Annotated in this window: 15 protein-coding genes; 5 read left to right on the top strand and 10 right to left on the bottom strand. The window is 59.9% G+C overall.

Annotated elements, in window-relative coordinates; translation table 11 throughout:
* Positions 1-10: 10 nt before the first annotated feature.
* Positions 11-901: a LysR family transcriptional regulator gene (locus OKW98_RS14790; protein WP_265385420.1), complete on the bottom strand. Its 891-nt coding sequence runs from the start codon at positions 899-901 to the stop codon at positions 11-13.
* Positions 902-1,035: 134 nt separating this feature from the next.
* Between OKW98_RS14790 and OKW98_RS14785 the strand changes: the two genes are divergently transcribed.
* From OKW98_RS14785 to catA, 3 genes are all read left to right on the top strand, one after another.
* Positions 1,036-2,151, top strand: a complete 1,116-nt coding sequence (locus OKW98_RS14785) for a muconate cycloisomerase family protein (protein ID WP_265385419.1) — start codon at positions 1,036-1,038, stop codon at positions 2,149-2,151.
* 48 nt (positions 2,152-2,199) lie between these two features.
* Positions 2,200-2,490 (top strand): muconolactone Delta-isomerase, encoded by a 291-nt coding sequence (catC, locus tag OKW98_RS14780; protein ID WP_133775308.1) that lies wholly within the window; start codon positions 2,200-2,202, stop codon positions 2,488-2,490.
* Positions 2,491-2,551: 61 nt separating this feature from the next.
* Positions 2,552-3,481, top strand: a complete 930-nt coding sequence (gene catA, locus OKW98_RS14775) for a catechol 1,2-dioxygenase (RefSeq protein ID WP_265385418.1) — start codon at positions 2,552-2,554, stop codon at positions 3,479-3,481.
* A 254-nt stretch (positions 3,482-3,735) separates the two neighbouring features.
* Here the strand turns inward: catA and OKW98_RS14770 are convergent, their stop codons facing one another.
* The 5 genes from OKW98_RS14770 to OKW98_RS14750 all read right to left on the bottom strand — a co-directional run bounded on the left by OKW98_RS14770 (position 3,736) and on the right by OKW98_RS14750 (position 9,573).
* Complete coding sequence (locus tag OKW98_RS14770; RefSeq protein WP_265385417.1) at positions 3,736-5,259, bottom strand: MFS transporter; 1,524 nt, start codon at positions 5,257-5,259, stop codon at positions 3,736-3,738.
* Positions 5,260-5,268: 9 nt separating this feature from the next.
* On the bottom strand, positions 5,269-6,462 hold the full coding sequence (locus OKW98_RS14765) for an efflux RND transporter periplasmic adaptor subunit (protein WP_265385416.1): 1,194 nt from the start codon (positions 6,460-6,462) through the stop codon (positions 5,269-5,271).
* Positions 6,459-7,901, bottom strand: coding sequence for an efflux transporter outer membrane subunit (locus OKW98_RS14760; protein WP_265385415.1), 1,443 nt, complete (start codon positions 7,899-7,901; stop codon positions 6,459-6,461). The genes OKW98_RS14765 and OKW98_RS14760 overlap by 4 nt, the downstream gene beginning before the upstream one ends.
* A gap of 115 nt (positions 7,902-8,016) precedes the next feature.
* Positions 8,017-8,442 carry a MarR family winged helix-turn-helix transcriptional regulator gene (locus OKW98_RS14755; RefSeq protein ID WP_265385414.1) on the bottom strand — a complete coding sequence of 142 codons (426 nt, stop codon included), beginning with the start codon at positions 8,440-8,442 and terminating at the stop codon, positions 8,017-8,019.
* A 198-nt stretch (positions 8,443-8,640) separates the two neighbouring features.
* Entirely contained in the window at positions 8,641-9,573 is a 933-nt protein-coding gene (locus tag OKW98_RS14750; protein ID WP_265385413.1) for a LysR family transcriptional regulator, read from the bottom strand.
* Between the two features lie 366 nt (positions 9,574-9,939).
* On the opposite strand from OKW98_RS14750, the gene OKW98_RS14745 reads away from it, so the two are divergent.
* Entirely contained in the window at positions 9,940-10,851 is a 912-nt protein-coding gene (locus OKW98_RS14745) for a LysR substrate-binding domain-containing protein (protein WP_265385412.1), read from the top strand.
* A gap of 27 nt (positions 10,852-10,878) precedes the next feature.
* Here OKW98_RS14745 and sfnG read toward each other — a convergent pair whose 3' ends face one another.
* A complete protein-coding gene (gene sfnG, locus OKW98_RS14740) occupies positions 10,879-11,979 on the bottom strand; it encodes a dimethylsulfone monooxygenase SfnG (protein WP_265385411.1) in 1,101 nt (366 codons plus the stop codon).
* A 400-nt stretch (positions 11,980-12,379) separates the two neighbouring features.
* On the opposite strand from sfnG, the gene OKW98_RS14735 reads away from it, so the two are divergent.
* Entirely contained in the window at positions 12,380-13,618 is a 1,239-nt protein-coding gene (locus tag OKW98_RS14735) for an acyl-CoA dehydrogenase family protein (protein WP_265385410.1), read from the top strand.
* Positions 13,619-13,748: 130 nt separating this feature from the next.
* Here the strand turns inward: OKW98_RS14735 and OKW98_RS14730 are convergent, their stop codons facing one another.
* From OKW98_RS14730 to OKW98_RS14720, 3 genes are all read right to left on the bottom strand, one after another.
* A complete protein-coding gene (locus OKW98_RS14730; protein ID WP_416148480.1) occupies positions 13,749-14,450 on the bottom strand; it encodes a VacJ family lipoprotein in 702 nt (233 codons plus the stop codon).
* Positions 14,451-14,561: 111 nt separating this feature from the next.
* Entirely contained in the window at positions 14,562-15,956 is a 1,395-nt protein-coding gene (locus OKW98_RS14725) for an efflux transporter outer membrane subunit (protein WP_265385408.1), read from the bottom strand.
* On the bottom strand, positions 15,953-19,087 hold the full coding sequence (locus OKW98_RS14720) for an efflux RND transporter permease subunit (RefSeq protein WP_265385407.1): 3,135 nt from the start codon (positions 19,085-19,087) through the stop codon (positions 15,953-15,955). Before OKW98_RS14720 ends, OKW98_RS14725 begins: the two co-directional genes overlap by 4 nt.
* Position 19,088 lies beyond the last annotated feature (1 nt).

Genomic DNA, 19,088 nt, shown 5'->3' with positions numbered 1-19,088 from the left:
CTCTGGCTATTCAGTCGCCGCTCAGCGTGTCCGCCGATTGCTCTTCGATCCAGTGCAGGCATTGACGAACAAGCGCCGACGTATCGGCCGCCCTGTAGCTGACGATGATGGGCGAAGTGGCCAACGGATCCAGAAGCGGCGCATAGCCAATATCGTCGCGATGCAGACGCTGAACGGACGCCGGCACGAGGGTGATACCCATGCCGGCCGCCACCAGTCCGATGGCCGTCTGTAATTCGTTGGTCATTTGTGCCACATGGATGTCCAGCCCATTACGCGCGAAAAGCTTGAGTACATGGTCGGCGTAGCTGGGCCGGACATTACCCGGGTACAGCACAAAGGGTTCCCGGGCCAGTTGTTCCAGGCTCACCGCTGTGCCCAGCAAGTGATGCCCGGCGGGCAGCACGGCCACCAGCGGGTCCTGGTGAATCACCTTCTGCACGACCGCGGCGTCGTCGATGTGAATGCGCCCGAAGCCGATGTCGATGCGTCCGCTCTTCAAGGCGTCGACCTGTTGCAAGGTGATCATCTCCGACAGCCCCAGCTCGACCCCCCCGTCACTGCGTAACCGTCGGATCAGTTCCGGCAGTGCCCCGTACAGCGTCGAAGGAGCAAAACCGATGCCCAGCCAGCGGCGCTGACCCTGGTCGATTCGCTGCGTGTCATGACAGATCCGGTCGAGCCGTTCCAGCAGCTGAGCGGACTGTTCGTAGAAAAAGCGCCCCGCTTCGGTCAGACGCAAAGGGCGGCTTCGTTCCAGCAGCACCACGCCCAACTCTTCTTCCAGTTGCTGGATCTGTCGGCTCAAGGGCGGCTGCGCCAGATGCAAACGCTCAGCCGCCCGGGTGAAGTTGAGGGTTTGCGCAACCACTCGAAAATAACGCAAATGACGCAGCTCCACGATACCTCCCAGGTATCAAGTCAGACCCACTTGATATTGGACCTTGCTCCCGCTGCGATGCAACCTTGGCCTCAGATAAAAACAAACCTCAGGGATATGGACACGCTCCATACATCCTCGAACAGGATCTTCCTATGATCAGCATTACCCGCCTTGAAACCTTCATCGTCGATTTGCCCACCATCCGTCCCCATAAGCTGGCCATGCATACCATGCAAAGCCAGACCCTGGTGATCCTGCGTCTGCGTTGCAGCGATGGCATCGAAGGCCTGGGCGAAGCCACGACCATTGGCGGCCTGTCCTACGGGAACGAAAGCCCCGAAAGCATCAAAACCAATCTCGACGCCTATTTCGCGCCACTGCTGACGGGCCAGGATGCCACCAACATCAACGCCGCGATGCTGCGCATCGAGAAAGTGGTGCGGGGCAATACCTTCGCCAAATCCGCGGTCGAGACGGCCTTGCTGGATGCTCAAGGCAAACGCCTGGGGTTGCCCGTTGCCGAACTGCTCGGTGGACGCGTACGGGACGGTCTGGAAGTCGCCTGGACGCTGGCCAGTGGCAATACCGAGAAAGACATCGAAGAGGCGGAGCGGATGCTCGACATCCGCCGTCATCGTGTTTTCAAACTCAAGATCGGCGCTGGCGATCCCGCCAAAGACATCGCCCATGTGGCGGCGATCAAACGGGCCTTGGGTGACCGCGCCAGTGTGCGGGTCGATCTCAACCAAGCCTGGAGTGAAGCCACTGCCATGCGTGGCTGCCAGATGCTCGGCGATGCCGGCGTGGATTTGATCGAACAGCCGATTCCCCGACAGGATCGCGAAGCCCAGGCCCGGGTCAGTGCCCGCAGTCCGGTGCCGATCATGGCTGACGAAGCCATTGAAAGCGTCGAAGACAGTTTCGCCCTCGCCCGCGCGGGCGCCGCGCCGGTGTTCGCGCTGAAAATCGCCAAAAATGGCGGACCCAGGGCCGTGCTTCGTACAGCGGCCATCGCCGAAGCGGCAGGTCTGGGCCTGTATGGCGGCACCATGCTGGAAGGCGGTATCGGCACCCTGGCCTCGGCCCATGCCTTTGCCACACTGGGGCGCATCGAATGGCACACGGAGCTGTTCGGCCCACTGCTGCTGACGAACGACATCCTGACCGAGCCTTTGGTCTATCGCGATTTTCAACTGATGATTCCCGACCTGCCCGGGCTGGGTGTCGCGCTCGATGAAGAGCGTCTGAAGCACTTCCAGCGCCGCTGAACCGCGAATCACCTGACTGACCCACGCACCAAAAGGGAGACTAGATCAATGCTGTTTCACGTTCGCATGACCGTCAAACTGCCCCACGACATGCCCGCCGAACAGGCCGCGCGCTTGAAAGCCGATGAAAAGGCCCTGGCCCAGCGTCTGCAGGACGAAGGCACCTGGCGCCACCTGTGGCGCATCGCCGGGTTGTACGCCAACGTCAGCATTTTCGACGTGGCCGACACCCAGGCGCTGCACGACACGCTGATGCAATTACCGCTCTACCCCTTCATGGACATCGAAGTCATGGCGCTGTGTCGTCATCCCTCTTCGGTGCATGACGACGACCGCTGATCCACCGCCAGCCCGACCTGATGCTGAGCGACGTTTATAAAAACAAAATGAGGAATAAGCCATGACTGTGCGGATATCCCAGACAGCCGACGTGCAACAGTTTTTCGAGCAAGCCAGCGGCTTTGACAACGATCAAGGCAGCCAACGACTGAAGACGGTGGTTCATCGAGTACTGACCGACTCGATCAAGATCATTGAGGACCTGCAAATCAGCCCCGAGGAGTTTTGGAAAGCGGTCAATTACGTCAATGAACTGGGCAGCCGTCAGGAAGCCGGACTGCTGGTGGCCGGCCTCGGCCTGGAACACTACCTCGACCTGCTGATGGATGCCGAAGACCAGGTGGCCGGATTGACCGGCGGCACGCCACGGACCATCGAAGGCCCGCTGTATGTAGCCGGCGCTCCATTGAGCCAACACGAAGCGCGCCTGGATGACGGGCAGGACAACGGCACGGTGCTGTTCATGCAGGGTCGGGTTCTGGACACCGCCGGCGAGCCGCTGGCCGGTGCAATTGTCGATGTCTGGCATGCCAACACCGGCGGGACCTACTCCTATTTCGACGCCTCGCAATCAGCGTTCAACCTGCGCCGACGTATCGAAACCGACGCTGAGGGACGCTTCCGCTTTCGCAGCATCGTGCCGTCAGGCTACGGCTGCCCGCCAGACGGTCCGACGCAGCACTTGCTCGACCAATTGGGCCGTCACGGCCAGCGCCCGGCGCATATCCACTTCTTTATCTCAGCGCCGAATCATCGCCACCTGACCACCCAGATCAACCTGGCGGGGGACCAGTACCTGCATGATGACTTTGCCTATGCCACGCGCGATGAACTGATTGCCGACATCCATTTCATCGACGATGAAGAAAAGGCCCGCGCCCATGGCACGACCGGGCGTTACGCCGAAATGGAGTTTGACTTCACCCTGCAGCGCACGGCAGAACCCAAGGCCGAGCAGCGTCTGGAGCGAGCCCGCGCCCTGGAAGAGTAAACCCAACCGCACGGTCTATCCTGACAGCACCCCGTGCAAGCCCTAAAGCTGACATTCGGGACAGCACAAAGGGGCTGGGAGCCGATCACTGACGTGATGCTCCCCGGCCCTTTTTTCATTGCCGGTTTTCTATTTGCTGGTCACCTGCCCCAGGTCATCGCCGGACTTTGTGTTCAGGTCGTCGGTGCCCATCGACCCGGTGCCGCAGCTCGATGCGCAACCCGGCTGATCACACGTCGACAGCCGCCAGGCACTCAGGTACGAAACACCCTTTGGACCAGGGAGAAAATCAGCCCGACGACACCGATGACGGTGACCACGGAAAAATAGTCGAGGCTCGCCACCAGGGTGGATTGCTGGCTGATGCTCTGGCCGACTGCCGCAACCGCCATACGTGCGGCGACAGACGCCTCATAAGACTGAGCGAAGAAGTGCGAGAGCTGCTGAACGTACTGCGCGTAGATCGGATTATCCGGATGCAAGCGCACGCTCAGCGCGTCGTACTGCACGGTGCTGCGCCACTGCATGAAGATCGTCGCCAGCGCCGTGCCCGAGGCGGTCGCGATCTGCCCGGCCATGTTTTTCAGCTGCTGGGCGTTGGTAAACAGCGCATCGTCGTGACCGACGTCCTTGAAGGTCTGAGTGGCCGCCGTGGCCAGCAGAAACATCACGAAGCAGCCGTTGAGGAACAGGGCAGGCAGAATATTGCCCCACATTTCAGCGCCCGGGGTGATGCGCGCGAGCAGGTAACTGAACGCGATCAAGGATAAAAAGCCCAGGGTGAAAAACTTCTTCGGTGCCGGGAATTTTGGCAACAGCCACGACATCAGCAGCCAGGCTGCCAGCGTGCCCAATAGCCCCAGCGACTGGAAGTGCCCGACGGTTTCCCACGAGTAGCCCAGCGCTGACTGAAGGAAGGACGGCAACACATAGTTGTTCGCGCCCAGCAACAGATAACTGAAGCAGAACAAGCCGATACCGTAGGCGTAGCGGCGATTGATCACGTGGTGCACTTTCAGCAGTGGCCTTGGGTGTTTCTTCTCATTGCGCAAATAGGCGAACAGTGCAAACGCCGCTAATACGGCGAACACCAGAATAATGGCGGTTTCGTTGTAAAAGTCGTAATAAGAACGCTGAAGCACGTACAGGATCGAGAACGAACTGACGGCCAGCAGCAACACCTGGCCGAGACGGCTCTGGCTACGCAGCTCCACCGGGTGGCGATCTGTGGGGAGAAACCTCAGCGCCAGGATCGCAACCAGTACGGCGACGACAATCAGCATCCAGAAAATCGCCTGCCACGTGGAATACGCCACCGCCAGGGAAGAAAGCACCGGGGCGGCCGAGGTGCCGCACGCCAGGCCAATGGCGAAGGCCTTGATGCCGGTAAACCGCCCCGGTCCCGGTGCGATCATCTGCACCATGACCCGGGCCGAGGTCATGAAAGCGCCGCCACCCAGCGCCATCACCACGCGGCCGGTGGTGAACGTGACCAGATCGGCGCTGACACTGCAGATCACCGCGCCGACGATATAGATGCCGATGGACGTCAGCAGGTAATTGCGCCAGCCAAAACGCTCGGTCATCCAGCGTTGCTTGGAGATGGAGATCACGGCCAGGCAAGCGTAAAGCGCGGCCACCAGGCTGAATTCTTCAGGACTGGCTTCGATCTCCCCGCGAATCGGCGCCGAGGCGAACGCGATCATGCCGGTCTGCAAAAACTCCAGGCTGCACAACAGCGTGATAGTTGTCAGCAGTAGTCCGTATTTCCTGAACATGCTGTTCCCCTAGCGCGTTGCACTGCTGAGCGCTGGAGCCCGTTGTGTTCCCTCGTTTTCGCTGATGACGCTGTCGACCAATGCGTCAGCATTCTTCAGTTCGTCCTCGAACACCGCGGTGCTGTAAATATCGTCACGCGGCACGTCCTCGCGCAACACGTCACCGTTACGGGCGCTGGTGTCGACTTTCACGCGCATGGATATGCCGAGGCGCAACGGGTTGCGGGTGATTTCCTGCGCGTCGAGTGCGATCTTCACGGGCACGCGCTGAGTGACCTTGATCCAGTTGCCGGTCGCGTTCTGCGCCGGGAGCAAGGCGAAAGCGCTGCCGGTTCCCGCATCCAGTCCCGCGACGGTGCCGTGGAACACGATGTCGGTGCCATAAGAGTCAGCGGTCAGCGTGACCGGTTGGCCGATACGGATATGCTCCAGCTGCGATTCCTTGAAGTTGGCGTTGACCCACAAGTGATCCAGCGGCACGACTGTCATCATGGCCACGCCCGGACTGATGCGCTGGCCCACCTGGACGCTGCGCTTGGTGACAATGCCGGTCACCGGCGCCAGGATCACCGTGCGGTCACGGGCGACGAAGGCATCGCGCAGATTGGCGGCGGCCGTCAGCACGTCCGGGTGCGAGCGCAACGTGGTGCCGTCCACCATCGCCTTGCGCTGAGCAAGGGACTGGCGGGTCGAGGCCAACCCGGCGCGGGCGTTTTTCAGGATATCTTCGGCGTGGCTGATCTCTTCACGGGACACCGCCCCGCTGGACGCCAATTGCGCGCGCCGCTGCACATCCGCCCGAGCCTTGCTGACATCGTTATTGCGCTGATCGACTTCTGCCTGCAGTTGCTCCACCTGGGAGTACTGGGTGCGCGCCATGCGTGTGGCCCTGGCCAGCGCCGCCTTGCTGCGCTCGAACTGGATTTCGGCGTCCACGGGATTGAGCCGCACCACCGGATTGCCGGCGCGCACATAGTCGGTATTGTCCGCGCCGATGCCGGTGACCGTGCCGCTGATCTGCGAGGTCACTTGAACAGCATTGCCGTCTACGTACGCGTCTTCAGTGCGCTCGGTGCCATCCTGATACACGTACCCTCCGGCCAATAGCGCAATAACGATCAGGCCTGCGCCGATAAAGACAAGGGGGCCTGACGTGCGCGGTGCCGTGTCCGGGACGCTCGGCGCTGGGGATTGAGTGCTCATTGTGTGCTCGAAAGATGAGTGATCGGGTTAGCGTCCGACGCAATGGCATCGGGGCTGAAGCCGCCCCCCAACGCCCTGCTCAGACTGGCCTGGAGTGAAAGGCCTCTGGCGCGCAAGTCAACGAGCTGGCGCTGTTCGGCCAGTGCAGCGTTCTGTGCGATCAGCACCTGGATGTAGGTCGCAAGGCCCGCGCCGTAGCGGTTGTTGATCAGGTCGTAGGCATCGTTGGCGGTCTGCACGGCTTGTTGCTGCTGATCCACGCGTTCTTTCAGCCAGCGCAGCGAGGTCAACTGATCGGCAATATCGTGGATCGCGTCGACCAGCGTCTGGTTATAGCCCTCAACCGCAATGTCGTAGGCCGCATCCTGACTCGCCAGATTGGCGCGCAAGCGTCCGCCGTCGAAGATCGGCAGACTGATGGCAGGCCCGATGCCCAGCATCCGGCTGCTGCTGTCCTTGAAGTCCCCGAAGCCAAAACTCTGCAAGCCCAGGGACGCCGCCAGGTTGATGTTGGGGTAAAAGTTGGCCTTGGCCACAGCGATGTCATGCCCGGCCGCTTCGACTCGCCAGCGCTGGGCCACCACGTCGGGACGTCCGCCCAGGAGTTCGGCCGGCAGGCGGCTGGGTATCGAAAACGGCTGAACCTGGCTGATGGCGGGCCTGCGGATGGAACGACCACGGTCCGGACCATCGCCCATCAACGCCGCCAACCGGTTCTGATCGAGTTCGACGGCTTCCTTGAGTGAGGAGATAGTGGCTTTGCTGGCCGGGACGCTCGCTTGCGCCTGTTTGATATCGACCTGCGAATCCAGTTCGGCGGCGAAGCGGCGTTGCGTGAGGTCGAGGATCGACTGCTGCTGGGCCAGCACCTTTTCGGCCAGATCGATCTGCTCGTAGTTCTTTTGCAGCTCGATGTAGGCCTGCACCATCGCCGAGGAGATCATCAGCGTGGTCGCGTAACGGTCCACGTCGGCGGCATGTTGGCGGCCAATGGCGGCGTCCAGTGCGGATCGATTCTTGCCCCAGAAGTCCAGCTCGTAACCCACGCCCAGCGAGGTCTGATAAAGCGTCTGCCAAGTGCCTGAAACCCCACCCGCTGTGCCGTTGGCGCTGTAGCGTTGTCGAGTAGCGGAAAAACTGGCGTCGACCCGTGGCAACAGCGACGCGTCGTTGAGACCGGTTATGGCCTGGGCTTGCCGCACTCGGGCCGCAGCGCTGGCGACGCCGGGATTTCCCTTCAAGGCTTCGCCAATCAGGTCGTCGAGCTGGCGGTCGCCGAACGCCTTCCACCAGTCCTGCCCGGGCCAATGGGCGTCAGATACTGGCGTCTCATTCAGGGTCTCTTTGCTGCTGGTCTGCAGCCCCTCCCATAACGAAGACTGCGGCTTCAAATCGCTGTAGGAACATCCACCGAGCACTACGGCAACCAGAGCGGTCAAGATAAATCGGTTGGGATGTTCGATGATCAATCGTGTGTCTCCGCAAACAGGTCGCTGAGAAGTTGCCTTCACGCAATGCCGTAAAAAGTCGATGGGATGGGCAGTTCGATTCACGCTAAACAGCGACGACGGGGCCCTGATGGGAGACCATCGAAAACAACAAGGACTGTTCGGCGGACACAGACTTCATGACTTCATCCCAGGACGTTGAAACAGCCTGTGCTGCCCGCTGATACAGCGAAAGACCGTCCGGCAACAGGTGGATGGTGATAAACCGTCGGTCAGTGTCTCCCCGCCCCCTGCTCACCAATCCGCGAAGTTCCAGATTGTCCAGTACATGGGTCATGCCCGAAGACGTGAGATTGATCTCACGGCCGCATTGGGCCGGTGAAGTGGCTCGGCCTGACGCAACGGTCTCCAGCAACTGAAACTGCGCCACGGTCAGGTCGAAGCGGGCTATTGCCGATTTGATCGCGTGTTCCAGCACACGATGAATTTTGCCCACCGAACAGTAAATATCGGCGCACGTTGGGGTCATCATTGAGGGACTCATCATGGTCTGAAAGTTGAACACTGCAACGACGCCAGCGGTGTCCTGACGACTGCGTTGTCAACAGGGTTGATTGAGTTGAATCAGGCATTGCCCCGGCGTTGGCAGACGATGCTATCAGTGTTTTTTTTTCGCACTCATTGGCAAGGTCGATAACCGTTATCCCCGTTCCCGATGGGCTGACGCTGGTCAGTCATGGGCCGGCAACGCGTGCACGCCTGCCGCCAGGCGCCTGGGAAAATGAGCACTCAAGTAATTGATCCAACTTCTCACGCATACGTCATTCACCCGATGCTCCGCGCAAATGGCATGTATCCCGCAAGACGCGAGATGGTAGTCAGGCAACACGCGGACCACCTCCCCATCACGCAATAACTCAGCGGCCATGAACGCTGGGATGCAGCCAATTCCCAGGCCCGCGCGCACCGCATCGACGATCGCGTCGCGGGCGTTCAACTGAAAGGACGACGGTGGAAGGTAGATGTTGACCGGGCCGTAAGGTCCTTCGAAGGTCCAGGTGTCTTGGGCGTTCGAAGGCGCCTCCAGCGGATTCAGGCACTCGTGCAGGCTCAGGTCCTCGGGCACCTTGGGGGCGGGGTTTTGAGCAAGATAGGCTCGGGAAGCACACATCACGCTGTAGGTCGCACCGATATTCCTCGAAGCCCACCGTTCACCGCCCATGGGCAGGACTGAAACCGAGACATCCGCACTCTCACGCAACTGATCGGCAGGACAGTCATCAAGCACGAGATCAAAGGTGACCAGGGGGTGGTCTCGCCGGTAGTCGGCAATCAGGGGCATGAGCTGGTGCCTGCCGATTTCATGGGCGGCATGCACCCGCAAATGACCTTGTGGCTGCACATTAGTGTCCGACGCCGTTTGTACGGCCTCGTCCACGCCGACAATGATTTTCGTGCACTTGTAAAAAAAATCCTGACCCACATCGGTCAACGCCAGACGTCGAGTTGTTCGGGTCAACAACGCTGCATTGAGGTGTCTTTCCAGTCTCGAGATACTTCGGGAAACGGCAGGCAACGTCAGGTTCAACGCTTTCGCGGCACCCGTGAAACTGCTGAATTTAGCGACGAATACAAAAATCCGCATGTGGTCGAGAAGGTTCACGACCGCTCCTTTTTTTCTGAAAATCGGAAGGTCGTGCTTCAAGGTGCGCGACCGGTGACAGGCCAACGCTAAGCAAGAGTACAGAGCGGCCGGAGCTACCTTAGCAATGAGTGTATGAACCTCGGCATGGCAAACAGTGATAACGGTTATTGATTGTTGGCCAGTGATTTTTTGAACATCAACACCCGGTACCGCTTGATGAAGGAACGGATCAAGAGCCGTTATTGAACGTTGACGGGGACGGCAATCCGCCAGTCCATTCTGCGTGGTGGCACACGCGCTGGCGCAAGCCCCGCAGCCTCCCTAGAATGGGCATCGCTCAATAATCCAGAGCACAGACAATGGCGGTTGAGAGGGAAGCGGCTTATGAATCGAAATGAGCTACGCAAGGCCGACATTAACCTGATGGTGGTGTTCGAGACCTTGATGCTGGAGCGCAATGTCACGCGAGCAGCTGAAAAGCTTTTCCTCGGTCAGCCCACCATCAGCTCCGCACTGAACCGCCTGCGCGCGCTCTTCAATGACCCGCTGTTCATTCGTGTGGGCAACAGAATGGAGCCTACCGCGCGGGCCAACGAGATCATCCATCATCTGTCCCCGGCGCTGGATGCCATGTCGGTGGCACTGAGTTTGACCCACGATTTTGACCCCGCCAGCAGCGACATGACGTTTCGAATCGGACTGTCTGACGATGTCGAATACAGCCTGATGCCAGCGTTGCTACAGGCGCTGCGTGAGGAGGCTCCCCATGTCGTGATTGTGATTAAACAGGCAAATTATTGGAGCATTTCCGAGCTATTGGCCTCTGGCGAGATCACCGCAGGGGTTTGCATCACCAAAGATCTCCCGGCCAATGCCAAGCGCAAACTGCTCCGAAAAGTAGTCCCCATGGTGTTGCGTACTGATCTGTCCGCTACGCCGCTTACCCTGGATGAATACTGCACGCGTCCTCACGTGGTGGTGTCCCATGTGGCCAACATTTCCAGCTTCGCTGATGAGTGGCTGGAAGCCGTGGGACGCACGCGCAAGGCCGTGCTTTCCATTCCCCAGTACACAACGCTCCCTGCCCTCATGGCTGGCAGCAACATGCTGTGCAATCTGCCGGACTACCTGGCGTTGGCCTTGAGCCAGACCAGCGCGTTACAGGCCGAACCCCTGCCCTTTGTCACGCCGACGCTGGAGTTGTCCATGACATGGTTGAGTGTCATGGACAGTGACCCGGCCGAGCGATGGCTACGAAGCAGGATTGAGCACGTCATGGGGCAGAGAGAACACTGATGTCCGGGAGTCGCTCATCAAAAAACCTCAGGCGCTTTGAGCAGCAGAAACGCTGTGATGTGAGGCTTCCAGCGCGCGTACTAGCGGCAGTACGTGTTCACCGAAATACGCGACTTCCTCCTGAAAGTGCAGAAACGCAGAGAGCACCAGATCCACGCCCACGGCTTTTAACGCCACAATGCGCTCCGCAATCTGTTTCGGCGTTCCAATCAGATTGGTTTTAAACCCGTCGTTGTATTGAACCAGGTCTTCAAACGTGGACTTGGCCCAATTACCCTCGCCTTCAGGACTGGCCTTCCCGGCCTGTTTTGCCGCATCGCCGAATGCATTCACCGCTTCAGGGTCTGCCTGATCGATGATTTCCTGAAGCACCGCGCGCGCTTGCTCTTCGGTTTCGCGGGCGATGATGAACGCGTTGACCCCGATCTTCACGGAATGCCCGTTGGCCGCTGCCTTGGCGCGAATATCATTCACCTGCGCCTTGATGCCTTCTACCGTGTTGCCATTGGTGAAGTACCAGTCAGACACGCGCGCAGCCATGTCGCGGGCGGCGCGGGAGCTGCCGCCCTGAAAGATTTCAGGATGGGGCTGCTGAATCGGCTTCGGACGCAGTGTGTAATTGTGGAAGCGATAGAAATCGCCTTTGAAGGTGAAATTGTCGGTTGTCCAAATGCCTTTCAACGCCTGGATGAACTCTTCCGAACGACGATAGCGCTCGTCATGCTCCAGCCAGGGCTCGCCGATGGCTTGGAATTCACCTTTGAACCAGCCACTGACAATGTTGATCGCCACACGCCCGGCCGTCAGTTGATCGATCGTCGCCAGTTGCTTGGCAACGACGGCGGGCGTCCAGGGCCCGGGAAGGATGGCGGCGATGACCTTGAGTTTCTCGGTCGCCGCCAGCAATGCATGGCTGAACGCAACAGACTCATGCTGGTTATCGGCGCCATAACCGGCCGTGAACCGGATTTGCGTGAGGCCGTACTCAAAGCCCGACTGCTCGGCAATTTGAGCCAGCTTGCGGTTGTACTCGATGCCCCAGTGGGTGCGTTGTTCGATTTTACTGACGATCAAACCGCCGCTGACGTTAGGTACCCAGTATGCGAATTTAATTGCGTTCTGACTCATCTACCGATCTCCAAATAGAGCAAGGGAGCCGCCCGGCGTGGTCGCCAAGTACGGTGTGTTTACCTGCCTGTTGAGGAAATAGCAGCAACTGTGCCAGTTGTTTATTTAGAGCCATTTCAACGGGTTAACGACCGGGTCACGGGTTTTAGATCTGTCGGCAAACAACGTTTTGCTGAACAGGTGTTTCCAGGCAAACAGTCGTGTTTCCCGCACGCTGCGAAACGCTGTCGCAAGACAGCCAGCGAAACAACACAACTGTTGATGCATCAACAGCGATGTCCCTCAATTCGAAGCATTCACCCAGAATAATCGGCCCGATAGCGTTCGGCATGGAGCATGCAAAGCGGGTGTATCAAAGCCGCCAGCACCGGACGGCTTTCATGGTCACCGGAGTTGCCCCATGCCTGACACGCCAAACAATCCGCTTTCTCTGGGTACCGACTACGAAGCACTGGCTAATCGTTTTCGGCCGCTGTTCCAGCACATTGCAGCGGGCACCGTTGAGCGGGAAAACGCTCGAACTCTTCCTTACGAACCCATTAAGTGGCTCAAACAGGCCGGGTTCGGTGCTATCCGAGTGCCCACAGAATATGGCGGCGCCGGCGCTTCTGTTGAGCAACTGTTCGAGTTGCTGATCGAACTGGCCGAAGCCGACTCCAACATTCCGCAGTCCCTGCGCGGCCATTTTGCCTTCGTGGAAGATCAACTGAATTCGCCCCCGACGGCCGAACGCGACACATGGTTCCGGCGCTTCGTTGCAGGCGACTTAGTGGGTAACGCCTGGACCGAAACAGGCGATGTAAAGCTCGGTGAAGTCATCACCAAAGCGACTCCGGACGGAGCACAGTTTCTTTTGAGCGGAAAAAAATACTACAGCACCGGCAGTCTATTTGCTGACTGGATCGACGTGTACGCGCAGCGCTCAGACACGGGTGCGGACATTATTGCCGTAGTGAATGCCCGTCACGCCGGTGTACAGCAAAGTGATGATTGGGACGGTTTTGGACAACGCACGACGGGCAGCGGGACGTCGGTGTTCAATAACGTTCCGGTTCCCGCGACACACATCATCCCCTTCGAAAACCGTTTCAAATATCAAACTGCTTTTTATCAACTGGTATTGCTCGCCGTATTGGCGGGCACAGGTCGGGCGATAGAACGCGACATTACCCAGCAGATCCGCGAGCGCACACGTGTTTACAGCCACGGCAATGCCACCCGCGTGAGCGCCGATGTTCAGATCCAGCAAGTGGTCGGTCAAATTTCCGCGCAAGTTTACGCTGCACAGGCCACCACCCTTCGCTCTGCAAGGCCCTTGCAGCACGCCTACGAAGCGCGGTTTTCGGGGAATGCCGAGGCAGAGCGAACGGCGAACATTGCAGCAGAAATCGAAACGGCGAAAGCACAGGTCGTGGTCTCTGACCTCATTCTGCGAGCCGCTACCGACCTGTTCAATGCGCTCGGCGCCTCAGGCATCAGCGTCAATAAAGCCCTGGATCGACACTGGCGTAACGCGCGTACCGTCGCGTCCCATAACCCGCTCATCTACAAGGCGAAGATCGTCGGTGACTGGAGCATCAACGGCACAGAGCCACCCTATGTCTGGCAAATCGGACAGGGAGAGCCGAAAGCCAGTTGAACGCGTTGTTTCCAGCCAGGGGTTTCGATCCCTGGCAGACGAAAGATAGCGCGGGCTGGGGGATGAGAGCGGGCAAGCCCGTCAGGGTGACTCATCTTGGCATGCACGGGGTTGCGCGTCGTCCAACTGATCAAAAGTCATCCTGCACCTCTCCCCCCTTGATCTTGAACGCTCGGGTTTGCAGATAGACACTTCGGATAAAGTTGTACTTGTCGCCCGTGATGAGTTTTTCAGACTTCAGGTATTGAGCCCGTCCGTCGATGATGCTCGCGCCATACAGGCTATTACGCGTAGGGACGTCGCCGATGTAGCGAATCGGGTTGGCGTAGGCATCGGGCAGGATTGCCGGTGCATCGCGCAATGTGCTCGGCCCCAGAAAGGGCAGTACCAGGTACGGGCCGCTACCGACCCCCCAGTGACCGAGGGTTTGACCGAAGTCCTCATCACTGCGCTGTAACCCCATCGGCGTGGCGACGTCGATCAAACCCGCCAGGCCAATCGTGCTGTTGAACAAAAATCGGCTCGTATCAACGCCGGCGCTATGAAACCTGGCTTGAAGTAGATTGTTAGCCAGATTTTTCACCTCTCCCAGATTGTTCAACACGTTGTGAATTCCATCCTGGACAAGGTGGGGGGTGACGAATTGATAACCTTGAGCCAGGGGTTTGAGCGCATACGTATCCAAGGTGTCGTTGAACGAAAACACCGGCCGGTTAAAACCTTCCCATGGGTCCGTGTCCGGGTCCGCATGGCAAAGCGGTGAAACGGTGATCAAGCAGGCGCAGGTGAGCCCTTGCAGGCGCCGGCTTGGTGCGGAACGAAAAGCGCACATGTTTATTCCCCAGTGAGTGAAGTAACCCGATTTGTTGCGCGCAGGCCGTTCCATTGCTGCGGTCGTTGTATGTGTGTGTGTGCACGTGGCGGCGTCAATTCGACTGAACCCTCAGTACCCGCCGCCCCCCAGCACTTTGTATAAGGTGATGCGGTTGCTCTGCTCGGTCAGGCGCAGGGTGATCAGGTCTTGCTGGGCGCTGTAGAGCGAGCGTTGTGCATCCAGGGCTTCGAGGTAACTTTTCGAGCCGCCGCGATACAAGGCATCCGAGAGTTCGAAGCTTTTACGGCTGGCGTCGGTCAGCGCCTGTTGCGCGGCGATACGGCGATCCAGCGTGCTGCGCACGGCCAATGCGTCGGCCACTTCACGGAACGCGGTCTGCAGGGTTTGCTGATAGGTCTGTACCTGGATGTCACGTTCGACTCTGGCCGAATCCAGGGTCGCGCGGTTACTTCCCCCGTTGAAAATGGGCACGCTGATACTCGGCGCAAAGGTCCAGGCGCCGCTGCCGGCTTTGAACAGGCCGGCCAGCGCAGAGCTGGATGAGCCGGCGCTGGCGGTCAGGGTGATGCTCGGGTAGAACGCCGCACGGGCCGCGCCAATGTCAATATTGGCGGACCTGAGCGTGTGCTCCGCTGACAACACATCCGGACGCTGTTGCAACAGGCTGGAGGGCAAGCCTGGTGGAATTTCCACCAACACCGCCGCCGATTCCAGGTGCGTGCCCGGCAAAAGCGCTTCGGGCAGATCACTGCCCACCAGCAGGCGCAAGGCGTTGCGGTCCTGCAGAATCTCGCTCTCATAGAGGGCCACATCGCCCCGTGCCGTTTCGACCGTGGTCTGTGCCTGGGCCACGGCCAACTCCGCAGAGCCGCCCAAGGCATAGCTGCGCTGGGTCAGGTCGTAGGTGGCCAACTGGCTGGTCAGGGTTTGCTGGGCCAGCGACAACCGTTCGTTGTCGGCGGCCAACGTCAGCCAGGCGGTGGCGACCTCGGCCACCAGGCTGATTTGCGTGCTGCGCCGGGTCTCCGTCAGGGCCAGGTAGTCTTCGAGCGCTTCGTCACGCAGGTTGCGTACCCGGCCAAACACGTCCAGCTCATAACTGCTCAGCCCCAGTTCGGCGCTGTAATCATGGGTGGTGACTGCGGTGCCAGTGTTGGACAGTCCTCCCGGCGTACGGCTGTGGGTGCCGCTGACGCTTGCGTCAACGGCGGGAAACAGGTCCGCGCGCTTGATACGGTACTGCGCCTGGGCCTTTTCAACGTTCAGGCTGGCCAGGCGCAAGTCACGGTTGTTGGCCAGCGCCAGCGTCTGTAACTGCGCCAGGCGGCGGTCAGTAAAGAACTGCTGCCATTTGATATCGGCGCTGACCTGCCCTTTCGGCAGGCTGGCGGCCGGCAGCCATTGCTCGGAGACGGGCGCTTCAGGGCGCTCATACTGCGGCGCCAGATTCACGCAGCCCCCCAGGGCCAATGCGGCCAGCAAGGGCCAGTGCGACTTGATCATGCATCACCTGTCGGGGCAGATTGGTTAGCGTTGCGTACGCGGCCAAAGCGGCGGCGGATCAGCAAGAAGAACAGCGGTACGAAGAAGATCCCCAGCACCGTGGCGCTGAACATGCCGCCCAGCACGCCAGTACCGATGGCCTGACGCCCGGCCGAGCCTGCGCCGGTACTCAAGGCCAGTGGCAACACGCCGAACATGAACGCCAGGGACGTCATCAGGATCGGCCGCAGGCGTTGGCGCACCGCGATCAGCGTCGCGTCAATCACGCTGTTGCCCTGCTCTTGCAGGTGTTTGGCGAACTCAACGATGAGGATCGCGTTTTTCGCGGCCAGCCCCACGGTGGTCAATAGCCCGACCTGGAAGTACACGTCGTTGCTCAACCCGGCGACACGGGTCGCGAGCACTGCACCGATCACCCCCAGGGGCACCACCAGAATCACCGAGAACGGCACCGACCAACTCTCGTAGAGTGCGGCCAGGCACAGGAACACAAACAACACCGAGATCGCGTAGAGCAGCGGTGCCTGAGACCCGGACAGCCGTAGCTGATAGGACTGCCCTGTCCACTCGTAGCCGATGCCCTGGGGCAATTGCCCGACGATGGCTTGAACCGCGTTCATCGCGTCCCCGGAACTGACGCCTGGCGCGGGATCGCCGACGATTTCCAGGGACGCATTACCGTTGTAGCGCTCCAGTAACGGCGAGCCATAACTCCACGCGCTGCTGGCAAAGGACGAGAACGGCACCATGTCACCGTTGCTGTTGCGCACAAACCAATGATCAAGGTCCGCCGCCTGCATGCGCGAGGAGGCTTGCCCCTGCACATAGACTTTCTTCACCCGGCCCTGATTGAGAAAGTCGTTCACGTACGTACCGCCCAACGCCGTCGACAGGGTGGCGTTGATGTCGCTGGTGCTCAGGCTCAGGGCGCCGGCCTTGCGGTCGTCAATGCTGATCTTTAGCTGCGGCGCATCGTCCAGGCCATTACTGCGAACCCCCTGCAAGCGTGGGTCTTTTCTGGCCAGCTCAAGCAACTTTTCGCGAGCCGCCACTAGCGCATCATGGCCCAGGCCACCGAGGTCCTTGAGTTGAAGGTCGAAGCCCGAGCTCTGGCCCAGGCCGCGCACCGTGGGAGGCTGCATGACGAACGCGTCGGCATCACCGATGCTGGACAGCGCCAGGGTCGCCCGCTGGGCAATCGAGGCCGCATCCTGGCCGGAGCTGCCACGCTCGGCCCAGTCCTTGAGGCGGATAAAGGCCCGCGCGGTATTCTGGCTGTTACCGCCCATGCCCAGCCCGCTGATGCTGATCATCGATTCGACTTCGGGCTGTTTGAGAATGTAGTCCTCGAACTGCTTGATCACGCTTTGCGTACGGCCGTCCGTCGCGCCTACCGGCAACTGGATCTGTGCCAGCAGAATCCCCTGGTCTTCGTCAGGCAGAAACGAGGTGGCCAGATTCATGTAGCCCACCGCCATGACCACCAGCACCAGCCCATAAAGCAGCAGGCTCCGTCCCCAGCGCCGCAACACCACACCCACCCACCGTTCATAACCGGCGCTGGCCCGTTCAAAGGTGCGGTTGAACCAGCCGAAGAACCCGCGCTGAGCACCCGGCGTCTTGTCGTTATGCGCTTTGAGCAACGAAGCACACAGCGCGGGTGTCAGGGTCATGGCCACCAACACCGAGAGGACCATGGCCGAGACAATGGTCACGGAAAACTGCCGATAGATAATCCCGGTGGAGCCGCCAAAAAACGCCATCGGAATAAACACCGCACTCAGCACCAGGGTGATGCCGACCAGTGCACTGCTGATTTCACTCATCGATTGTCGCGTGGCAGCCATGGGCGACAGCCCCTCGCCCATCAACCGCTCGACGTTTTCCACCACCACGATGGCGTCATCGACCAGCAAGCCGATCGCCAGGACCATGGCGAACATGGTCAGGGTGTTGATCGAGTAGCCGAACAGCGACAACACGCCGAACGTGCCCAACAGCACCACTGGCACGGTAATTGCCGGGATCAGCGTTGCGCGCAGGTTCTGCAGGAACAGAAACATGATCAACACCACCAGCACGATCGCCTCGCCCAGGGCCTTGACCACCTCCTCGATGGACAGGCTCACAAACGGCGTGGTGTCGTAGGCAATGACGTTCTTGAGCTGCATTTCTGACGGGTAGAACGGCTCCATCTCCTGGAGCTTGGCCTTGACCGCCTCGCCGACGTTCAGCGCATTGGCGCCTGCCGCCAGTTGCACGCCCATGGCCGCAGCGGGCTTGCCGTTGAGCGCCGTACTGATGTCGTAGCTTTCACTGCCCAACTCCAGGGTCGCGACGTCGCCCAGCAGGACCACAGCTACATCACTGTCGGACTTGACCACCACATTGCGAAACTCTTCAACGGTTTGCAGTTTGCTGCGGGCGCTGATAGTGGCGTTCAACTGCTGCCCCTTGACGGCCGGCAAGGCACCGAGCTGGCCGGCGGAGACTTCGGTGTTCTGCGCCTCCAGGGCACTGCTGACGTCCGAAGGCATCAAGGCGTACTTTTCCAGCAGCGCGGGGTCCAGCCAGATGCGCATGGCGTAGCCCGACCCCAACGTCTGCACATCGCCGACACCGTCTATTCGGCTGATCGAGTCCAGCAAGGTGGTGGAGATGTAGTCACCGATCTGGGTGCCGGTGACACTGGGATCGTCCGACGCCAGGGCGACAATCATCAAAAAGTCCGAGCCGCCCTTGGTCACGGTCAGCCCCTCGCTTTGTACCGTTTGCGGTAGTCGCGATTCGGCTTGTTGCAGCTTGTTCTGCACCTGCATCTGGGCGACATCAGGGTCAGTGCCTGCGGTAAAGGTCAAACTGATGCTGGCGCTGCCGGCCGAACTGCTGGTGGCCGACATGTAGGTCAGGTTATCCAGACCCTTCATTTGCTGCTCGATGACCTGGGTCACCGAGTCTTCCACGGTCTTGGCCGAGGCCCCGGTGTACGTGGCGGAAATCTTCACGGTGGGCGGCGCGATGTCCGGGTATTGCTCAAGGGGCAACTGGCTGATGGACAGGCCGCCGCCGAGCATGATCACGATGGCGATGACCCAGGCGAAAATCGGTCGATCAATGAAAAAGTGCGCCACG

Origin of the sequence: Pseudomonas sp. KU26590 (assembly GCF_026153515.1) — a bacterium.
Taxonomy (GTDB): Bacteria; Pseudomonadota; Gammaproteobacteria; order Pseudomonadales; family Pseudomonadaceae; genus Aquipseudomonas.
This window is presented reverse-complemented; position numbering and strand designations above follow the sequence as displayed.